Genomic DNA, 20341 nt, shown 5'->3' with positions numbered 1-20341 from the left:
TCTGAGTCGCGCGCGCGTTCGCGGTCACGGGCGGCTGTCACCCGTCCACCGTAATCGGTCACCGGCTGCTTGTTAGTGAGCCATCGTGAACTCACATCCCGCTCACCTGGCCTCGCTGCCCGCAATGGTCGATGAGTCCGGGTTGACCACCGTCGAATAGCGGTCCGTCCGCGCGTCGTGCGCCTCGGCCAGGGCAGGTTGGTCCGTCGAACCCGGCATCGCGACGCCGTTCTCGTCCCTCCTGACCTCCGCGATCGAACTCGGGCTGGCCGCCGTCTCCCGCAGTGGTTCCACGGCGTTCCGGAATCCCTCCAACGCGTCGAGTTCACGCCGCCGCGCCGACAGGAAGCGCTGGAGGTGCGTGCTGGAGAGGTTGACGGCGTCGACGGCACCGCTGGCCGCCCGGTACGCGGCGGCCGACTGGCGGCGGACCTGTTCCATGTCGGCCGCCAGCGTGCGTTGGGTGGAGGCGAACAGGGCCGCCGAGGCCACCACCCCGAACCCGGTCGGCCCGCACAGGAAGACCCGCCGTTCCAGCAACCACCTGAGCAGGTGGGGGTCGGTGTCCAGTGCCGCGACCACCGCCGCGTCGGAGGGGACGAACATCACCACGCCGTAGATGGCGTCCGCCCACCGCTGGTACTCCTTCCCCGCGAGCTCCAGTGCCCTCGCTCGGATGTTGCGCGCGTGCACCCGCAGGGCGTCCGCCCGCCGGGTGGGGTCGTCCGCCTCGACGGCCTCGATCCAGCTCGCGAGGCTGGCCTTGGAGTCGACCGGGACGCGGCGGTCGTCACCCACCGCCAGCACCATGTCGGGGCGTGCCGCCCCACCCCCCGCGAGGTCGGTCTGCAGTGAGAAGTGCGGACCCTCCCGGAGGCCGAGCGATCTCGCCGTCTCGATGAGGACGCTCTCGCCCAGTTCGCCTCGCCCGCTGGTGGAGGCGAAGGTCACCTCATAGCGGCGCAGCGCGGCCTGGTGTTCGGCTGCCCGGTCGCGCTCGGCCTCCACCATGGCCAGCGCGGCGTCCGTCCTGCGCACGGCGTCCGCGTAGAGCCGCCAGCCGAGGATGAGCGCGCCGACCAGGAGGGCGGCGACCACGACCGCGGCGGTGGTGATGACGACCGATGTCACGGGTGCTCCCGTCCTGAGTGCGTGTACCGGGGGTCGCGGGTGTTCGTGCTCGGTGGGGCCGTGCGTCCATCTCGGACGGGTGGGCGTCCGCTCGCCGTGTCCCCCGTGGACGGCCGTGCCCCGACTCCGATCATGGCGCAACTCCTGCCCGGAGTCCTCCCATTCCGCACTCGAACACACGTTCGAGTGCTTTCGGGTGGTCGCGTGACACCGATGGCCCCCGAGGTCCTAGCGTGGTGCCATGCGCCTCCTGCACACCTCGGACTGGCACATCGGCCGTACCTTCCACGGCCGGGACAGGCTGCCCGAGCAGGAGCGCGTGCTCACGGGTCTCGCCGAGCTGGTGGCCGACGAGGGCGTCGACGTGGTGGTCGTCGCCGGCGACCTCTACGACCGCGCCGTTCCCTCCGGGGAGGCAGTCGAGGTGTGCCACCGGGTCCTCGCCGCCCTGCGGGCCGCCGGCGCGACCCTCGTGGTGATCCCCGGCAACCACGACTCCGCGTCACGGCTCGGCGCATTCGCCGACTTCGCGGCGGTCGGCGGGCTGCACGTCCTCGCGAGGATCTCGCGGCTCCACGAGCCCGTGGTGCTCACCGACGCCCACGGTCCCGTCGCCTGCTTCGGCATCCCCTACCTCGACCCGGACCCGGCCCGGCACCACCTCGGCCTGGCCGGCACCGGCCACCGAGGACACACCGCCGTGCTGAGCGAGGCGATGGACCGCGTCCGGGGCGCTGTCGCGCGGCTGCCACCGAGCACCCGGACGGTGGTCCTCGCCCACGCCTTCGTCACGGGCGGGCAGGCCAGCGAGTCCGAGCGGCCGATCAGCGTCGGCGGCGTCGAACAGGTCCCCGGCTCCGTCTTCGACGGCGTCGACTACGTCGCACTGGGCCACCTCCACGGGCCTCAGGTCCTCGCCGACCACCTGCGCTACTCGGGCAGCCCGCTCGCCTACTCCTTCTCCGAGACCGCGCACCGCAAGTCCGTCTGGATCGTCGACCTCGACGCCGACGGGCTGGCCGGGGTGCGGTCGTACGCGCTGCCGGTGCCCCGAGCCTTGGCCACGATCTCCGGGGGGATCGAGGACCTGCTCGCCGACCCGGGGCTCCACGACCTGGAGGAGCACTACCTCTCCGTCACGCTCACCGACCGGGTCCGGCCGCTCGACGCGATGCGCCGCCTCCAGCGCCGCTTCCCCCACGCCGTGCACCTCGAGTGGCGGCCGGAGGGCGGCCTGGCACGGAGCCGGCTGAACTACTCCTCGGCCGTCCGGGGCCGTGACGACCGCGAGATCACCGCGTCGTTCGTCGAGCACTGCCGGGGCTCCGCGCCATCCGCCTCCGAGGCGGCGCTGATCGATGAGGCCCTGACCGAGACGGCGGGAGCACGGGAGTCCGCATGAGGCTGCACCGACTGGCCGTCACCGCCTTCGGCCCCTATCCGGGTCGGGTCGACGTCGACTTCGACGCCGTCGGGGCCGATGGTCTGTTCCTGCTCTACGGCGACACCGGCGCGGGCAAGACCACGTTGCTCGACGCGGTGGCCTTCGCGCTCTTCGGCACGGTGCCCGGGGCGCGGGGCGAGGCGAAACGCCTCCGCTGCGACACCAGCCCGGCCACCACCACGACCGAGGTCCGCCTGGAACTCACGGTGCAGGGCCACCGCCTCCGGCTCGTGCGCACCCCGGAGTACACCCGCCGCAAACGACGCGGCGCGGGCACGACGCTCCAGCGGGGATCGGTGTCCCTGACCTGGCTCGACCACCCCGGAGGCCAGGGGGTTCCCGAGGGGTTGACCCGGGCGGACGAGGTCGGGCGGACCGTCCAGCGGCTGCTCGGCATGACCCACCAGCAGTTCTTCCAGGTCGTCCTCCTGCCGCAGGGCGAGTTCGCCCGGTTCCTCAGAGCCGACACCGCCGACCGGGAGAAGCTGCTGGAAAGGCTGTTCGGCACCGAGCGGTTCGCGGACGTCGAGCGCTGGTTCCGGGAACGCCGCAGGGTCGCCCGCCAGCACCTGGACGAGGCCGCCGGCCAGGTGCACGAGGTGGTCACCCGGATCCGCCAGACCGCGGCCGCCGACCCACCCGGGGAGCAGCCGGTGTCCGAGTGGCTCGCCGCGCTCCGGAGGGATGCGCGCGCCCGCGAGAGCGAGGCGCGGGAGGCCGAGCGGCGGGCGGTCGTCCTGCGGGACGAGGCGACCGAGGCCCTCGCGCGGGCACGTGCCCTCGCGGAGGCCTGCCAGCGGCGGGACGAGCTCCAGGCGAGCTGGCGGTCCCTGGAGGAGGGTCGGGGCGACCGCGACGACTGGCACCGCCGCCGTGCCGCCGCCCGCGCGGCGGCCCCCGTGTCCTCCGCCGAACAACACCGGGTTCGGCTCGAAGCGGCCCTGGACCTGGCGAGGCGGGACGAGGCGGCCGCACTGGCCGAGGCGGTGCCCCACGGGTGGTCGCCCGAGGGTGGCGACGATCCGCGCACCGCCGCCGACCGGGCCAGGGAGGAGGCCGGCACGCTCGCCCCCCTCGTGTCCGAGGAGGCGAGGCAGCTCTCCGACACCCGGCGCCTGGCCGAGCTCGCGGGAAAGGTCAGGGTCGAGGAGGACCAGCTGGCCGAGCTCGCCGACCGGTCCGCGCTCCTCCCGGCGGAACTCGCCGAGGCCCGCGTCGGCGTCGAGGAAGCACGATCGGCCTCGGCCCGGCTCGACGGCCTCCGCCTGCGCCGACGGGAACTCGCCGGGCTCCTCGCCGACGCCCGGGGGCTCCCCGGGGCGGACGACGCGCTCCGTGCCGCCGAGGACCTCCTCCGGCAGCGGGTCGACGCCCACCAGGCGGCCCGTCAGGACCTGCTGGACGTCCGCCAACGCCGGCTCGCGGGGATGGCGGCGGAACTCGCCACCGGCCTCGTCGGAGGTGAGCCGTGCGCCGTCTGCGGCAGCACCGACCACCCCGCCCCCGCCGAGGCGCGGGCCGATCCGGTCACCGAGGACGAGGAGCTACGGGCCACCAGCCAGGAGGAGCGCACCGGCGCCGCGCGGCAGGTCGCCATCGCCGCCGTCCGGGACGCCGACGCCGAGGTGCGGCGGTTGCGGGAGCGCCTCGGGGAGTGGACGGAGCCCGCCCTCGCCGAGGAGCTGGCGGGGGTGGAGTCCGAGGAGAACAAGGCGGAGTCCGTCGTCTCGGAACAGGCGGACCGGGAACGCCTGGCGGACCGGTTGGAGGCGGAACAGGCCGCGCTGCACGGCCGCCGCACCCTCCTGGAGGCGGCGCTGGCCGCCACGAGAGCCGAGCACGACGCCCTGCGCGAGGTGGTGCGTGACCGCGACGAGCGCCTGCTCGCCGCCCGGGCCGGGTTCGCCGGCGTTGACGAACGCCGGGCTCACCTGCTCGGGCTCGCGGGCTCCCTCTCCACGCTCGCCGACGCCGCCGCCGAACGGGCCAGCGCGACGGACCGGGCATCCGAGGCCACCTCCGCGGTGGAGCTGGCCGCCGCCGGGGCTGGTTTCCCCTCGGTGCCGGCCGCGCTGGGCGCGGCCCTCGACGACGCGGAGTTCGCCGCCCTCGAGTCGGCGATCGAGGACTTCGACCGGCGGGAGGCGGGTGTCCGGGCTGGGTTGGCGGACGTCCAGGCCGCCGAGCTCCCCGACGAGGCTCCCGACCTCACCGCCGCCCGCGAGGAGGCGGAACACCACCAGCGCGCCGCCGACGACGCGGTCGCCGGCACCAGGGACGCCGCCCGTATCGGTCGGGAACTGGCCGAGCTGGGCGCGGAGTGGGCGAGGGCGGACGCCGCTCTCGCCCCCGTCCGGGCGGCCTTCGACGAACTCGACGCCCTGACCGACGTGGTGAACGGGCAGGGGCAGAACAGCCGCCGCATGTCCCTGCGGTCCTACGTGCTCGCCGCTCGCCTGGAGGAGGTGGCGATCGCGGCCACCGGACGGCTCTCCCGGATGAGCCAGGGCCGGTTCTCCTTCGTCCACTCCGACGCGGGTGGCAGCAGGGGGACCCGAGGCGGGCTGTGGCTCGACGTGCTGGACGACTACTCGGGGCAGGTGCGCTCGGCGAAGACGCTGTCCGGCGGCGAGTCCTTCCTGGCCTCGCTGGCCCTGGCGCTCGGGCTCGCTGACGTGGTGGCCGCCGAGACGGGCGGAGCGCTGCTCGACACGCTGTTCATCGACGAGGGCTTCGGCACCCTCGACGCCGAGACGCTGGACCTCGTGATGAACACCCTCGACGACCTCCGCGCCGACGGCCGGGTCGTCGGCCTCGTCTCCCACGTCGAGGAACTCCGGCAGCGCATCCCCAGCCGGATCCGGGTGCGCCGGGGCAGGGAGGGTTCGTCGCTCGAACCGGAGGGCTGCTGACCCGCGACCCGACGTCCGGTCGCGGTGCGGCCCGCGTCGAACGCGCCGCTCGCCCCGGTGCCCACGACATCGCCGGTCCAACCGGGGTCAGGAGGCCAGCCGGGACCAGGCCGGCGTGGGCGCTCACCGGGGGGAACGGCCCCTCCCGCCGCCCCGCGCGGCCACGCCACCCGTGGTCCGTACACTGGCCCGTCGTGAGTCTCACCCTTGGCATCGTCGGCCTGCCGAACGTCGGTAAATCCACCCTGTTCAACGCGCTGACCCGCAACGAGGTGCTCGCGGCGAACTACCCGTTCGCCACCATCGAGCCGAACGTGGGTGTGGTGCCGTTGCCCGACACCAGGTTGGACAAGCTCGCGGAGATCTTCTCCTCGCAGCGCACCGTGCCGGCCACGGTGTCGTTCGTCGACATCGCCGGCATCGTCAAGGGCGCCTCCGAAGGGGCGGGCCTGGGAAACCAGTTCCTCGCCAACATCCGGGAGGCCAACGCGATCTGCCAGGTCATCCGCGTGTTCGACGACCCGGACGTGGTGCACGTCGACGACCGCGTCGACCCGGGCAGCGACATCGAGACGATCAACACGGAACTGATCCTCGCGGACCTCCAGACGATGGAGCGCGCGCTGCCCCGGCTGGAGAAGGAGGCGCGGACCCACAAGGACCGTCGCCCGGCCCTGGCCGCCGCCGAGGCGGCCAAGGAGATCCTCGACTCCGGGCGGACGTTGTTCTCCGCGCGGGCCGAGCTGGACACCGACGAGCTGCGTGAGCTGAACCTGCTCACGTTGAAGCCGTTCCTCTACGTCTTCAACGCCGACGAGGGCGTGCTGACCAGCGAGGACCGGATGGCCGAGCTGCGGGAGCTGGTCGCGCCCGCCGACGCGGTGTTCCTCGACGCCAAGGTCGAGTCCGAACTGATCGAGCTGGACGAGGAGTCGGCGCGGGAGCTGCTGGAGACCATCGGCCAGCACGAGCCGGGCCTGCACGCCCTGGCCCGTGCCGGGTTCCACACGCTCGGACTCCAGACCTACCTGACCGCCGGCCCGAAGGAGGCCAGGGCCTGGACCATCCGACGGGGAGCGACCGCTCCCCAGGCGGCCGGCGTCATCCACACCGACTTCGAGCGCAGCTTCATCAAGGCCGAGGTCGTCTCCTTCGACGACCTCGTCGAGGCCGGCTCGATGGCCACCGCCCGTTCCGCCGGCAAGGTCCGGATGGAGGGCAAGGACTACGTGATGGCCGACGGCGACGTCGTCGAGTTCCGTCACGGGAACACCTCCGGCGGCGGCAAGAAGTGAGGGTCCAGCCGAACGTCGTACGCAAGGGGCAGGGACTCCCCCTCGTTGCCGTTCACGGCAACGGCGTCGACCACCGGCTGCTGCTCCCGCTCGACGACGACCTGGCCGCCTCGGGCTCCTGGGAGCGCATCTACCTCGATCTTCCGGGGTTCGGCCTGACACCGCCGCTGGATGCGGCGGGCGGTCTCCCAGAACTCGCGGACTGGCTGGTGGAGACGGTCCACGAACTCGTCGGCGACGAGCCGTTCGCCCTGCTGGGCAGTTCGCTGGGCGGCCTTCTCGCTCGTCATGTCGTCACCCGGTTCCCCGACCAGGTCCTGGGTCTCGCGCTCATCGCTCCAGTGGTCGACCCAGCCCCATCGCGGCGCGTTCGACCGGAGCGGTCCCTCGTCGTCCGCGATCAGGACCTTCTGCGGTCGTTGCCGCCCGCCGACGCCGAGGAGTTCACGAGCGTCGCGGCCCGGCAGACGCAGGAGTCCTGGGACGCGTTCCGCGTCCACGCACTCCCCGGCATCCGCGCCGCTGACCCTGATGCGATGGGCAGGCTCTCGCAGCGCTACTTCCTCAGGGCGTCGCCGGACACCGCGGGCACGTTCCAGGGACCGACCTTGATCCTCACAGGTCGCCAGGACCACGTAGTCGGGTATGAGGACCAGTTCGCGCTTCTCACCCACTACCCGCGTGCGACGTACCTCGCGCTCGATGGCGCCGGCCACAACGTTCATCTCGAACAGCCACGGATGGTGGGGACCGCGCTGCGTGACTGGGGGAGATGTGTCCAGGCAGCCTCGGGCGGCGTCGTCGAGGTGTGACACCTGGGGCGGCGATCCCAGGGAGGACGCGAGCCGGGGCGGGCTCTCCTGGCCCGTGATCCGGGCACCGCGCCGCACGCCATGGTCCTCTGGCGCGGTTCCCCCTGAGGAACTGGTACACCGCCGCGTCGGTCAGCTCGTCCGGGCGATCGGTGTCCGGCAGCCCGGTGGCGACCGGGGGTGGCGCGCCCGTTGACGTGGCGTGGGGGGTGATCCCGTTCTCCACTCCGGGGGTTTGTCCGGAGCACGCGCCTGTTCTGGCCCTCGTGAATCAGATCAACCAAGGGGTTCGAAGGCTTTCCCAGCCGAGTGCGTGACGTTGGGTTCTCCGGCTGGTGCTTCCTCGTATTCGTCAGGTCCAGGAGCGTGGGGTTCTCCGTCGCGAGCTTCGCGAACTCCGACTCGCGTGCCTCACCGGTCGCTGCCGCGCACGGCCCCCGCCGCCCGTGGGTTCCGGCGGTGCCCGGAACGCTGCTCGCCGGGGAAGATCAGTACAGGTCGAGTGCCTGGCGGATCATCCGGTGCCCCTGCCGTTCGAACTGCTCGTCCCCCACCTGGTAGGCCCAGACGGCCGTACCGACCGCCTCCCGCAACAGGGTCGCCCGCCACGGCGCGGGCTCGCGCGGGTCCTCGCCGTACCCGGCCAGGAAGGCGCGTTCGAGGTGCTCGGCGCCCTGCCACTCCTGGCGGGCCAGCCGGGCGAGGTCGGTCCACGCGGGTCGCGGCGCGGCGCGACCGAGGTCGATGACGCTGACCACTCCTTCGTGCAGCAGCCAGTTGCGGGGGTGCCAGTCGCCGTGCGTCGGGACCAGTTCGACCGGCTGGTGCTCGTGGGTGGCGATGGCGGCGCGGAGTGCCACGACGGTCGCCGGGTCGACGCGGTGTTCGCGGTCCAGCCAGGCCAGCGCCTTGGCGTCCGCTTCCGCCTCGTGGGTCTCGGAGACGACGCGGTGTTGGTGGTGGAACGCGGCGAGCAGCGCGCCGGCCTGCCGGTAGGTGTCGGGGTCGGCGACGGCATGGGGGTCGTCGAGGACGAGCCCACCCGGCAGGTGGCTCAGGGCCAGCACGTTCAGCTCCGCGTCCGCGTGCAGGAGGCGGTTGACGCTGGCGGTGGCCAGCCACGGGCCGGTCCAGCGCCGGTGCGCGACGATCTCCCTGGTGATGTGGTGGTTGGCCGGGCCGGCGGCCTTGACCACGATGTCGCCGGAGTCGGCGCGCAGGTGGAGGACGGTGGTGTCGACGAGTCCCCAGCTGTGGTCGGTGACCACCTCGAAGCCGGGGAACCAGGTGGACACCAGGGTGAGTTGCTCGTCGCTCAGTCCGATCCGCACCCGTGGATCGTAGGAGGGGCCGACGCCTGGGGCGGGTTCTCGTGGGGCCACCACGGACGGCGTCCTGGCGGGTGTCTCGCGCGGCGCTGGACCGGATGGTCCTCGCGGTGACCGGGTGGGGGCCGGAGCCGGGCCGGCGCGCTCCGTCTCGGACGTCCTCGTGCGGGCGGGGCGACGTGGTGGGGCGCCCCGGGTTGCTTCCCTGTGCAGTGGCTGACAACGGGTGCCCGTGGTGGCAACGGGCCTTGCTCCCGGCTCTTACACTGTGTCGCGCGGCGACGACAGGTTGAGCCGGTGACGTGACCGCGCGCAGCGGTCGTGGTGGAGAGGGAACGGTGGATCTTCGCGCGGTTGAGTCCAGGTTGCTGCGGTACGCGCCCCTGTTCCTCCTGGTCTCCCTGGTCCTGCACGTCGCCGCCAGCCTGCTGCTCGACCAGACCCAGTTGCCGAGCCTGCAGAGCCTGCGGGGCAACGCTCCGCAGTTGATCAGTGGGGATCTCTACGAGTTCACCTCGTGGAACCCGGACATCGCCGCGTTCACCACCCCGTTCACGGCGCCCCCGTTCGCCGCCGTGCTCCTGTTGCCGCTCGCGGTCGTCCCGTGGGGGGTGCTCCGGCTCGTCTGGCAGGGCGTGTCCCTCGTCTGCCTGTGGTGGATCGTGTCGCGGGCCATGCGTGTCTTCGCGATGTCCCGCGCTCCCGGTGGCGTGATCGGGGCGTCGGCGTGGCTGACGTGGCGTCGACGGGCCCTGGTCGCCACCGCGCTCGTGCTGTGGTTGGAACCGGTGCGGACGAGCCTGGTGGAGGGACACCTCAGCCTGCCGTTGGCCGCGGTGCTCGTCACGGCGGTCACCACGGGGCGCCGGGTGCTCGGGGGGGTCGGCGTCGGGTTGGCCGCCGGTATCAAGCTCGGGGCCGCCGTCGCGGGGATGTACTTCCTCGCGACGCGGCGGTTCACGGCGGCGGCGTGGGCGTTCGGCGCCTTCCTCGCCACCATCGGTATCGGGTTCTTCGTGTCGGCGCAGCAGTCCAGCCAGTTCTGGACGACGATCGCCGGCAGGGGGGAGCGGATCGACCCGGTCGCTTCGGTCGACAACCAGTCGCTGCGGGGTGCCTTGTCGCGGACGCTCGGCTACGACGTCGGGACTTCCTGGCCCTGGCTGCTCGCGGCCGTGGTGACCGCGGTCCTGGCCGGTCGGGCGTTGTACGCGACGATCCGCAAGGGTGACGTGCTGGGCGCGGTGGTGACGGTCCAGCTCCTCGGGCTGTTGATCGCCCCGGCCGCGTGGAGCCACGAATGGGTGTGGGTGGTGCCGGCGTTGGTGTGGCTGGTGTGCCACCCGATGCGCGCCCGCCCGCTCCTGGCCTCGACGACGGTGTTGTGGACCTTGCTGATGACGTCCTACCTCGTCCACCAGTTGCAGGCCCTGGAACCCGGGAAGGTCGACTTCTCGCGGCCGTGGCCGCTGGCCGCTCTCGGCTGGGCGTACCCGGTGGCGGCGCTGCTCACCCTGCTGGCGGTGGCGGCCGGGGCCCGGGCGGCCCCCAAGGTGCCACCCGTCCCGCCCCTCCCGCCCGGGTCCGGGCAGGCCAACGACATCTGGTTGCGGACCCGGGTGCTGCGGGGCCGGGTGAGTTCGGTGCTGAAGCCGCAGAACCGGCTGGGCCGGCGGAGTGGGCGGGCCGAGTCCGCGAGCGTGGAGAACGCGGAGGGCTGACGGGCCGCGCCCGGCGCCCGGGGTCGTGCTCGGGCGGTCAGCCGGCCATCACCCTCAGCACCTCGTCGATCTCCTCGGCGAGGGTGACGTCCGAGGCGGTGATCCCGCCGGCCACGTGGGTGGACAACCGGAAGGTGAGCGTGGCGTACCGGATGTCGATGTCCGGGTGGTGGTTGTCGTTCTCCGCGATCTCCGCGACCCGGTTCACGACGGCGATCGCCGAGGGGAAGCCGGCCAGTTCGACGGTGCGGACCAGTGCGCTGCCCTCCCGGCGCCAGTCGGGGAGCGTGCCAAGGGCGGTGGCGATCTGGTCCGAGGTCAGCAGATCGGTCATGCGTCCATGGTGGGGGTTCTCGGCGTCGGGCGCACCCGGCCGTTCCCCCCGCGCTGCCCGCTCGGAGGCGGGAGGCGTCCGAGCGGGGAGGCCGTCCCGGGGCGCGGGGTCGGGTCGTGCCCGGTCGCCGTGCGCCGGGCCGTGCGGGCGCCGCTGCTCAGCACGCCCCGTCGCTCGGCCGGGGGTTGGCCAGGCCGAACAGGGGCCGCAGTCGCAGCCCCACCCAGGTGCCCACGAGCGCGGCGACCGCCCACAGCCAGCCGGAGACGCTCCCGGTGGAGATCCCACCGAGGTAGGCGCCGATGTTGCAGCCACTCGCGAGGCGGGCCCCGACACCCATGATCACACCGCCCAGCACCGCCGCCAGCGCCGTGCGCCACGGGATGTGGCGGTGGAGGCGCCACGCCCCGGCGGCGCCGGCGGCGATGGCCGCGCCGACCATGATGCCGATGTTGGTCAGGCTGTTCTTGTGGGCCAGGACGGGGGAGGCCAGCATCTCCGCGTTGCCGGGCTCCTGCCAGAACGCCCACTGCTCGGGCTGCGCGCCCAGCACCTGGAGCAGCTTCGCGCCCCACAACCCGAAGGCGTTGGTCACGCCCCAGGTGCCGCCGGAGACGAGCAGGACCGCCGCCGCGAGGACAGCGAGGACGACGGCTCCGACGAGCATCGGCCAGGAGCCGCGCAGGACGCGGGCGGCGCCGCGCGCGGTGGGAACGGCACCGACCGGGGGCGGGTCGCGGCGGCGTTGCACCGCGACGCTGACGAGGACGACCAGCCCGAGCGCGGTCAGGGTGACCAGCCAGGAACCGAACCAGCCGACGTGGTCGGACAGCAGCGCGCCGGGCACGGTGGGCAGCGAGTCGAACCAGCCGTACTGCCAGGTGTAGAGGACCGAGCCGGCCACGAACCCGCCCAGGGTGAGGACGATGGTCGACTGCCCGGAGCCGACGGCGAAGAGGGTGCCGGAGGCGCAGGCGCCACCCAGCTGCATGCCCAGCCCGAACAGGAACGCCCCGAGGAACAGGGGCAGACCGATGTCCCCGGCGGCGGCGGAGGGGGTGGTGCCGAACAGGCCGGTCCCGGTGCCGATGAGCAGGGTCACCAGGGTCGCGGTGGTGCCGATGAGCAGGGCGTGCGCCCGGAGGCCGGAACCGTTGCCGACCGAGACGAGCTGCCGCCACGCGGAGGTGAAACCGAACCGGGAGTGGAACAGGGTGACGCCGAGCCCCAGGCCGATGACGAGGAGCGTGGCCTGCTGGGCGCCGTGCGCGAGCCAGACGTGCCAGCTCAGGGCGAGCGCGAGGAGGCCGGCGACCACCACGGGAGCGGTGCGGACCGGGGGAGCTTCGGGGGGCGCCGGTCGGATGTGCGAGGTCGGGGCGACGAGCGGACCCCCGAGGCGGTGGGCTGACGGGTGCCCGGCGCCGGTCTCGGGTTCCCCGGTGTCGGCTGGTGTCGCGCTCATGTCGGTGTCTCCATCGCGGAGGTGCGGGTTCGTCGGGCCACGGCGACGGGGTCGGTGTGGGCGTCGTGCCGGGACGCCCGCCTCGTCGTCGGCCGGGGCGGGCCGGTGCCCACCCCGGCGGGGCGCGGGGTCTCGGGCCGGACGACGACGTCCTCCCGGTTCGGGGCCCGATCCGGCGGTCAGGCTAGTTCGTCGGTGGCGTCGCGGGCAGGGGCGCGGGTGCCCGTCCAACATGGTGGGACCGGGCGGGATGCGCCGGCGGACTCGGTGCGGCCGGACCCGGATCGGGCATCGCCCTCGGCGTGGCACGCGTCGGTGTGCGGCGGCGTGTGCTGACCCGGGGACCAGGTCGGGGCGACCGGCATCGGCGGTCGATCGGAACGGGGCCCGGAGGGCTGGCTCGGCCGGGTGCACCGCCGTGCGACTGGGAGCCGGACACCGGGGACCGGGAACGAGGTGGGGCATCTCCTGGTGGGACGGCGCGGCCACGCCCCCGGCCGCGCCGAACGGACGCGGCGGCCGGCCGCCCACCGGACGAAGGGCCGTTACCCGGACCGGGTGCCCGGGTCCCCTCCGGCGTCGGCGTAGGGTGAATGCCGCCACGGGAGTCCGGTGCGCCGGGCTGAGAGGAGGGCGTGGTCCGCCAGCGGACCACGACGAAGCCCTCGACCGTCCAGCGGGAGGACCCGGTTCCCCCGCCACCTGATCCGGATCATGCCGGCGCAGGGAGGCCCCGCGTGACGGGTGGACGGCGGCCCACGCCCGGCCCACGTCACGGGAGGGTCGAATGTCCGGAGTCACCAGTCCAGCGGGTGCGTTCTCCACGCGCGCCGATCGGTTCCGCCAGCGCGGCCTGGCGGTCGGTCTGGTGACCGCCGTGGGCCTCACCGCCGGGTGCAGCGTCGTGGGGGGCGGCTCCGACGACGGGTCCGACGACTCCCGGTCGGTCGTGCTGGTGACCCACGACTCCTTCTCCTACGACGAGGAGGTCGTCGCCGCCTTCGAACGCGAGTCCGGCATCGACCTCGACATCCGGCAGAGCGGCGACGCCGGTGAACTGACGAACTCGCTGGTGCTGAGCAGGGACAACCCGATCGGCGACGTCGCCTTCGGCGTGGACTCCACCTTCGCCGGGCGGGCACTGGCGGAGGGCGTGTTCGAGGACTACCGGAGCCCGCGCGCCGAGCGGGGCGCCGACGACTACCGGGTGGCCGACTCGGACGCGTTGACCGCGATCGACGTCGGCGACGTGTGCCTGAACATCGACCGGGAGTGGTTCGCCGAGTCCGACGTACCGGCTCCCACCGGTCTCGACGACCTGCTGGACCCCGCCTACCGCGACCTCCTGGTCGTGCAGGACCCGGCGACGTCCTCGCCGGGGCTGGCGTTCCTGCTGGCCACCATCGCCCACGCCGGGGAGGACGGCTGGCGGGACTACTGGACCGGCCTCCGGGACAACGGGGTGCGGGTCACCGGGGGGTGGACCGAGGCCTACACCCAGGACTTCTCCGGATCGTCCGGGAACGGCCCCAGGCCGATCGTGGTGTCCTACGCGTCCTCGCCGGCCGCCGAGATCGGTGCGGACGGGACGCCGAGGACGGAGGCGCTGCTGGACACCTGCTACCAGCAGGTCGAGTACGCGGGCGTGCTCGCGGGGACCGACAGGCCGGAGGACGCCCGCGCGGTCGTGGACTTCCTGCTGTCCGAGCCGTTCCAGGCGCAGCTGGCCGAGTACATGTACGTCTACCCCGTGCGCGCGGACGTCGAGCTGCCCGAGGCCTGGCGGGAGGCCGCGCCGCTGCCCGAGGAGTCGGTGACCCTCCCAGCGGACGAGGTCGAGGGCAACCGGGACGAGTGGGTCTCGGAGTGGCGGGACCTGGTCCTGGGATGAGCCGCGTCTCCCGGGAGCGCCGCCCGACGGGCACGAGCGTGTCGGCGTCGACCCGGCGGCGGGTCGGGTTGGTGGTGCTGGCGGTCGTGCCGCTGGCGTTCCTGGTCCTCTTCTTCGCGTGGCCGGTGCTCGCGATCATCGCCCGGGGGTTCGGCGAGGGCGGTGTGTCCGACATGCTCGCCAGGGCGCAGACCTGGCAGCTCGTCGGGTTCACCCTGGGGCAGGCCGCCGCGGCCACCGCGTTGGCGGTCCTCGCCGGCCTGCCCCTGGCCTACGTCACGGCTCGACTGGCGGTGCCGGGCAGGGGCCTGCTGCGTGTCCTGGTGACGGTGCCCTTCGTCCTCCCCACCGTGGTGGTGGGGTTGGCGTTCCGCGCGTTGTTCGGGGACGGCAGCCTGGCCGCGATCGTGTTGGCGAACGCGTTCTTCAACGTGGCCGTGGTGGTCCGCACGGTGGGTGGGCTGTGGTCACACCTGGACCGCCGGGCCGAGGACGCGGCCAGGGCGTTGGGCGCCTCCCGGTGGCGCGCGTTCACCTCGGTGACCCTGCCGGCGTTGCGCCCGGCCCTGGGTTCGGCCGCCGCCGTCGTGTTCCTGTTCTGCGCCACCAGCTTCGGAGTGGTCCTCGTCATCGGTGGGGCCAGGTACCGCACCCTGGAAACCGAGATCTACCTGCGCACCGTGAACCTGCTGGACCTCCCCGGGGCCGCCGCGCTGTCCCTGCTCCAGCTGGCGGCCGTCGTCGCGGCCCTCGCGGTGGGGGCGGCGGCGCGTCGCCGTCGGGAGGGCGCGTTGGCGTTGCGGTCGAGCGCGGAGACGACCCGGCCCCCCACCGGCGGGGACTGGGTGGTGTTGGCCGCCGCCGGTGCCGTGCTGGTGGGGCTGCTCGTCCCGCTGGTCGCCGTGGTCCTGCGGTCGCTGACCACCTCGTCCGGCTTCGGGTTGGACGGCTACCGCGCGCTCACGGGAGGCGGCGAGGGCGGGGTGCTCCGGATCTCCGTCGTCGAGGCCGCCCTGAACTCGGTGCGCGCGGCGGCCGACGCGACGGTGCTGGCGATGGTCCTGGGCGGCTTGGCGGCGGTGGTGCTGGCCAGGACGAGGCGGGCCGGGGCCACCCAGTTGCTGGACACGCTGATGATGCTGCCCCTGGGCGTGTCGGCCGTCACCGTCGGCTTCGGGTACCTGGTGACCCTGTCGGCCCTGCCCAGCGGGTTGCGGGACTCGCCGGTCCTGGTCCCGTTCGTCCAGGCGCTGGTGATCACCCCGTTGGTGATCAGGATCGTGCTGCCGGTGTTGCGGTCGGTGGACGACCGGCTCCGGCAGGCGGCGGCGACGCTCGGGGCCGGTCCGGTGCGGGTCTGGTTGGCGGTGGACCTGCCCATGTCGGCTCGTTCGCTGGTCACGGCGGCGGGCTTCGGTTTCGTCATCGCCCTTGGCGAGTTCGGGGCGACGAGTTTCCTGGTGCGGCCGGAGACCATGACGCTTCCGGTGGCGATCAGCCGCCTGATCTCGCGGCCCGGCGAGCTGAACGCGGTCGCCGCCTACGCGGCCTGCACGATGCTGCTGGTGGTGACCGCGCTGGTGGTGGCGGTGGTGGAACGCATCAGGGTCCGCTCCGACACGGTCGGGGAGTTCTGATGGGACCCCTGGTGGTGGGCGGGGCCGGTGGGGCCGCGTCGTCGCCGCTGGCGGGGGCTGGGTCCCGTGGACGGGAGGAAGGTGGGGTGTCGTGACGCTCACGGTTCGCGGTCTCACGGTCCGCTACGGCGAGGTGCTGGCGGTCCGGTCGGTCGACCTGTCGGTGCCGGACGGCGGGGTCCTGGCGTTGCTGGGGCCGTCCGGCTGCGGCAAGTCGACCCTGCTCCGCGCGGTGGCCGGGTTGGAGGCGGTGGCGCGGGGGCGGGTGTGCTGGGACGGCGTGGACCTGGCCGGGACGCCGGTGCACCGCCGTGCCTTCGGGTTGGTGTTCCAGGACGGCCAGCTCTTCCCCCACCGGACCGTCGCCGGCAACGTCGCGTTCGGTCTCCGAATGGCCGGCGCCGACCGGGCGGTCCGGGACGCGCGGGTCGCCGAGCTGCTGGAGCTGGTGGGCCTGGCCGGCTACGAGCGGCGGCGGGTGACCCAGTTGTCCGGGGGTGAGCAGCAGCGGGTGGCCCTGGCCAGGGCGCTCGCGCCCCGCCCCCGCTTGTTGCTGCTGGACGAACCGCTGTCCGCGCTGGACCGCGAGCTGCGGGACCAGCTGGCGGTCGACCTGGCCAGGGTGCTCACCGAGACCGGGACCACCGCGCTGGTCGTGACGCACGACCACGACGAGGCGTTCACCCTCGCCGACCAGGTGGCGGTGATGTCCGAGGGCCAGATCCGCCAGGTCGACGGTCCGGAGCGGGTGTGGCGGCGCCCGGCGGACGAGCGGGTGGCCCGGTTCCTCGGCTGTTCCCGACTGGTGTCGGCCACGGTGCGCGACGGCTGGGCCGAGTCGGTCCTCGGTCGGGTCAGGGTGCCCGGTGACGTGCCCGACGGCGCGGTCCGGCTGGGACTGCGGGCCTCGGCGGTGCGGGTCACCCGAGCCGACCGGGGCGGCGGGACCGACGTGGAGGCCAGCGGCGAGGTCCTGCGGCGGGTGCACCAGCGTGACCACGTCCGCCTCCTGGTGCGGGTCGCCGACGTGGGAGAGGTGCAGGCCAGCACGCCCTTCGCCGGGGTGCCGGAGGTGGGGGAGCGGGTCCGGCTCACCCTCGACCCGGACGCGGTGGCCGTGCTGGCCGGTTGAGGCGCCGTGGCGCGCGGAACCGGTGCCGAGGGGCGGGCCGGGGCGCCCTCCCCGCCCGCGCGGCTGGACCGATCGCGTCCTCCCCCCGCCCCGGCGTGCCAGGGCGGCCCCTGGTCCGGTCCGGTGGTCACGAGTCCTTCGTGACCACCCGCAGCGTGGTCAGCGAGAGGCCGATCAGCAGGTAGCACAGGGCCCGCGCCGACGACTCGGCCATCACGTCCAGTGCCATCGGGTCCCGCAGCGGTTCGATGAGCGCCTCCTGCCACCCGGTGGTGAGCAGGTAGGGGGTGAGGAAGTCCAGCGCGGGGATCAGGCCGACGATCTGGAAGGTGATCAGCGCCCCCATCGCGCCCACCAGGGACAGCAACGGGTGTTCCGTGCACGCCGACAGCGCCAGCGCCAGGGAGGCGAACGCGGCCAGCTGGAGCACCACGTACCCGGCGATGAGCGCCACCCTGCCCAGGCCGACGCCGAACGGCAGCGTCGTACCGGACACCGTCAGGAAACCGCTCCCGCCGAGCAGCAGCAGCCCGGCGACGATCGCCACCAGCGTCGTCACCACGATCGTGGCGGTGATCGCGGACAGGACGCCGAGGGACTTCACCAGGATCAGCCGGGGCCGGCTGATCGGGGCGAGCAGCAGCGCCCGCAGGGTGCCGTGCGCGGACTCCCCGGCGAAGGCGTCCGCGGCGGTGAAGGAGGCGGCGACGGGTAGCGCCATCATCAGCAGCATCCCCATCGACGCCACCGGGAGGAGGAGGCCGTTGCCGGACAGCAGGGCGGTGATGCCGCCGCTCATGCCGTCGCCCGACAACGCGATGCCCACCCCGACCAGCACCGGGATGAGGGCGATCAACCCGATCATGACCAGGGTGCGGGGGCGGCGCAGCACCCAGGTGATCTCCGACAACAGCACCCGGAGCAGGGGGGCGGCGGTCCGCCCGGACGATGCGCCTCCCAGAGCCGGGTCGGGGGCGAAGCCGGTGGTGGTGCGTTCCGGGTCGGTGTCCAGCGCGGTCACGGGCCCTCTCCCTCGGTTGTCGCGCTCACGCCCTCGGTGAGCTGGGTGAAGAAGTCCTCCAGGCCGGCACGTTCGCGGCGGACCTCGTGCACCTCGACGTCGGACCTGACGAGCGCGGCGACCACGCGCGGCGCGGAGGTGCCGGTGAGTTCGACGCGGACCCCTTCGGACGAGCGCCGTGCCGACACGCCCTCGGCGAGCAGGGCCGTCACGGCGGCGTCGCGGTCCGGGGTGGTGACGAGCAGGGCCGGCCCGCCCGCCTCCAGCAAGGTGGCCAGGTCACCCTGGGCCAGCAGGCTCCCCCGGCTGAGCACCGCCACGTGGGTGCACACCGCCTCGATCTCGGCGAGCAGGTGGGAGGAGACGATGACCGTGGTCCCCGACCCCCGCAGCTCACCGATCATCCGGCGGATCTCCCGGGTCCCGGCCGGGTCCAGGCCGTTGGTGGGCTCGTCCAGCACCACCAGCCTGCGGGGCACGAGGAGCGCGGCGGCCAGCCCCAACCGTTGCTTCATGCCCAGCGAGTAGCCGCGGTACCGCCGCCGGGCGGCGTCGGCCAGCCCCACCCGCTCCAGGGCGTCGGCGACGGCGACCCGCACGGAGCCGCTCGGGAGCAGCGGTTCCATCGCGGCGAAGCGCAGCAGGTTGTCCCGACCGGACAGGAACGGGTAGAAGCCCGGGCCCTCGACCATCGCCCCCACGGCGGGCAACACGTCACCGGCCCGTTCGGGCAGCGGCCGGCCGAGGAGCTCGACGGAACCCGAGGTGGGTGTCGTCAACCCGAGCAGCATGCGGATGGTGGTGGTCTTGCCCGAACCGTTCGGGCCCAACATGCCGAGCACCGATCCGGCGGGCACGTCGAGGTCGACGCCGTCCACCGCCACCGTTCCGCCGTAGACCTTGCGCAGGCCCCGGGTGCGGGCCGCGTACTCGACCGGCGCACCGGGCGCGTCCTGGGAGGGGGTGGTGGCGGATCCCTCCGCCACCACCGCGTCACGCGTCCTCACCGCTGGGCCGCCAACGCCTCGGTCAGGACCTGGGCGGGCACCGCGCCGGCGGCGACCCGTCCGTCCTCGACGAGCAGCACGGTCAGCAGTCTGGTCTCGACGAGGTAGCCCTCGCCCCACTCGCCGGTCACCCGCTCACCGACCTGGTCCAGCAGGTCGGCGGGGTTCATCCCCGCCAGCTCGTCCTCGTCCCACTCGTCGGTGTCGATCCCGTCGAGGGTGTCCCGGAGGTCATCGGGGGACAGCCCGACCGGGGACTGGGCGATGACGACGCTCTCCCAGCCGGCGCCGTGCAGGGTGGGCGTCACCTCCGCCGGGTCCACACCCTCCGGCAGCGCGTGCGGGGCGTCCTCCGCCGGCGCCTCCGCGTCCCGCTCCTCGACGAGCGAGCCGGCCGGCGGGTCGAACTCGAACAGGGACTCGTCCTGCTCACCCAGGTCGAGTTCGGTGAACCCCACCTGGAACGCGGGGGTCTCCGTGCCGTTGGCCAGCACCGACACCCGCAGTGGCATGCGGGTGTCGCCGTCGACGGCGATCCGCACCTCCCGCACCAGGCTGCGCTGTTCCGGGGACGGGGCGAGGACCAGTTCGTACGCGGCGCGACCGGCGACCTCGGCGGTACCGTCCACCGCGACGCCGCTGTCCTCCCGTAGCAGGGCGGTGAGTTCGGCCGCCACCGACGCCGGGTCGCTCTCCGCCAGCTCCGGGTGGCCCTCGGTGGCGCGGTCGGCGCCGCCGACGTCGTCTCGGGTGGCGGTGCGTTCCTCCGAGTTCCAGGACCAGATGTTCCGCCCGTCGCCGACGAGGACGTCCTCACCTCCCCTGTGGCGCACCGCCAGCCGGAAGCGTTCCCCGCCGTCCGACCACACCTGCGCGCTGCTCGTCCCCGCGCCGACCCCGGCCGGGAGTTCGAGCCCGGGGATGGACGGGAGCCCCAGGTCGTTCTCGACCTGGACCGTTCCCCCGAGCGCCTGCGGCTGGACCGTCAGGACGGACTCGATCAGGTCCTCCGCGCTCACCTCCGGCAGCGCCGGCGACTGGCTCGCGCCCGCCGGGACGCCCAGCCACACCAGCCCGCCGGCGCCCAGGACGGTGCCGGCGACCGCGCCGGCCACCGTCAGCTTCCGCTTCTCCATGTCGTTCAGTCTCCTCCCAGGGAACCAGCCTCGGGTTCCGCTGCTCCCACGATGGGCGACGCTGGCTGAGACACC

The 20341-nt window shown here is 73.7% G+C and carries 15 protein-coding genes; 8 read left to right on the top strand and 7 right to left on the bottom strand.

What is annotated here, in order from left to right; translation table 11 throughout:
- Positions 1–102: 102 nt before the first annotated feature.
- Complete coding sequence (locus tag G443_RS13030) at positions 103–1131, bottom strand: DNA recombination protein RmuC (protein WP_035273238.1); 1029 nt, start codon at positions 1129–1131, stop codon at positions 103–105.
- Between the two features lie 241 nt (positions 1132–1372).
- Between G443_RS13030 and G443_RS13025 the strand changes: the two genes are divergently transcribed.
- The 4 genes from G443_RS13025 to G443_RS13010 all read left to right on the top strand — a co-directional run bounded on the left by G443_RS13025 (position 1373) and on the right by G443_RS13010 (position 7594).
- Positions 1373–2533 (top strand): exonuclease SbcCD subunit D, encoded by a 1161-nt coding sequence (locus tag G443_RS13025; RefSeq protein ID WP_026417338.1) that lies wholly within the window; start codon positions 1373–1375, stop codon positions 2531–2533.
- Positions 2530–5487: an AAA family ATPase gene (locus tag G443_RS13020; protein ID WP_026417337.1), complete on the top strand. Its 2958-nt coding sequence runs from the start codon at positions 2530–2532 to the stop codon at positions 5485–5487. The genes G443_RS13025 and G443_RS13020 overlap by 4 nt, the downstream gene beginning before the upstream one ends.
- Before the next feature lie 194 nt (positions 5488–5681).
- A complete protein-coding gene (gene ychF, locus G443_RS13015; protein ID WP_026417336.1) occupies positions 5682–6782 on the top strand; it encodes a redox-regulated ATPase YchF in 1101 nt (366 codons plus the stop codon).
- Positions 6779–7594 (top strand): alpha/beta fold hydrolase, encoded by an 816-nt coding sequence (locus G443_RS13010; RefSeq protein ID WP_026417335.1) that lies wholly within the window; start codon positions 6779–6781, stop codon positions 7592–7594. Before ychF ends, G443_RS13010 begins: the two co-directional genes overlap by 4 nt.
- A 488-nt stretch (positions 7595–8082) precedes the next feature.
- Here G443_RS13010 and G443_RS13005 read toward each other — a convergent pair whose 3' ends face one another.
- Positions 8083–8925: a phosphotransferase family protein gene (locus G443_RS13005; protein ID WP_030147006.1), complete on the bottom strand. Its 843-nt coding sequence runs from the start codon at positions 8923–8925 to the stop codon at positions 8083–8085.
- Between the two features lie 335 nt (positions 8926–9260).
- Here G443_RS13005 and G443_RS13000 point away from each other — a divergent pair, with 335 nt between their 5' ends.
- The gene (locus G443_RS13000; RefSeq protein ID WP_051313304.1) at positions 9261–10643 is read left to right on the top strand and encodes a glycosyltransferase 87 family protein; all 1383 of its coding nucleotides are present in this window, start codon (positions 9261–9263) and stop codon (positions 10641–10643) included.
- A 37-nt stretch (positions 10644–10680) separates the two neighbouring features.
- Here the strand turns inward: G443_RS13000 and G443_RS12995 are convergent, their stop codons facing one another.
- Both G443_RS12995 and G443_RS12990 read right to left on the bottom strand, forming a co-directional pair.
- Positions 10681–10977 (bottom strand): 4a-hydroxytetrahydrobiopterin dehydratase, encoded by a 297-nt coding sequence (locus G443_RS12995; RefSeq protein ID WP_026417333.1) that lies wholly within the window; start codon positions 10975–10977, stop codon positions 10681–10683.
- A 157-nt stretch (positions 10978–11134) separates the two neighbouring features.
- Positions 11135–12442 carry a YeeE/YedE family protein gene (locus G443_RS12990; protein ID WP_026417332.1) on the bottom strand — a complete coding sequence of 436 codons (1308 nt, stop codon included), beginning with the start codon at positions 12440–12442 and terminating at the stop codon, positions 11135–11137.
- Positions 12443–13229: 787 nt separating this feature from the next.
- On the opposite strand from G443_RS12990, the gene G443_RS12985 reads away from it, so the two are divergent.
- The 3 genes from G443_RS12985 (at position 13230) to G443_RS12975 (ending at position 17102) form a co-directional block, all read left to right on the top strand.
- Positions 13230–14333 carry a thiamine ABC transporter substrate-binding protein gene (locus G443_RS12985; RefSeq protein ID WP_245588671.1) on the top strand — a complete coding sequence of 368 codons (1104 nt, stop codon included), beginning with the start codon at positions 13230–13232 and terminating at the stop codon, positions 14331–14333.
- Entirely contained in the window at positions 14330–15970 is a 1641-nt protein-coding gene (locus tag G443_RS12980; protein WP_026417330.1) for an ABC transporter permease, read from the top strand. Before G443_RS12985 ends, G443_RS12980 begins: the two co-directional genes overlap by 4 nt.
- 91 nt (positions 15971–16061) lie before the next feature.
- Positions 16062–17102 carry an ABC transporter ATP-binding protein gene (locus G443_RS12975; RefSeq protein ID WP_026417329.1) on the top strand — a complete coding sequence of 347 codons (1041 nt, stop codon included), beginning with the start codon at positions 16062–16064 and terminating at the stop codon, positions 17100–17102.
- Between the two features lie 127 nt (positions 17103–17229).
- Here the strand turns inward: G443_RS12975 and G443_RS12970 are convergent, their stop codons facing one another.
- The 3 genes from G443_RS12970 to G443_RS12960 are packed head-to-tail and all read right to left on the bottom strand — an operon-like array spanning position 17230 to position 20266.
- Positions 17230–18123 carry an ABC transporter permease gene (locus tag G443_RS12970; RefSeq protein WP_081715199.1) on the bottom strand — a complete coding sequence of 298 codons (894 nt, stop codon included), beginning with the start codon at positions 18121–18123 and terminating at the stop codon, positions 17230–17232.
- The gene (locus tag G443_RS12965) at positions 18120–19130 is read right to left on the bottom strand and encodes an ABC transporter ATP-binding protein (RefSeq protein ID WP_372492973.1); all 1011 of its coding nucleotides are present in this window, start codon (positions 19128–19130) and stop codon (positions 18120–18122) included. The genes G443_RS12970 and G443_RS12965 overlap by 4 nt, the downstream gene beginning before the upstream one ends.
- Positions 19127–20266, bottom strand: a complete 1140-nt coding sequence (locus tag G443_RS12960; RefSeq protein WP_026417326.1) for a LolA family protein — start codon at positions 20264–20266, stop codon at positions 19127–19129. The genes G443_RS12965 and G443_RS12960 overlap by 4 nt, the downstream gene beginning before the upstream one ends.
- Positions 20267–20341 lie beyond the last annotated feature (75 nt).

The organism is Actinoalloteichus caeruleus DSM 43889 (genome assembly GCF_000429185.2).
Lineage (GTDB): Bacteria > Actinomycetota > Actinomycetes > Mycobacteriales > Pseudonocardiaceae > Actinoalloteichus_B > Actinoalloteichus_B caeruleus.
This window is presented reverse-complemented; position numbering and strand designations above follow the sequence as displayed.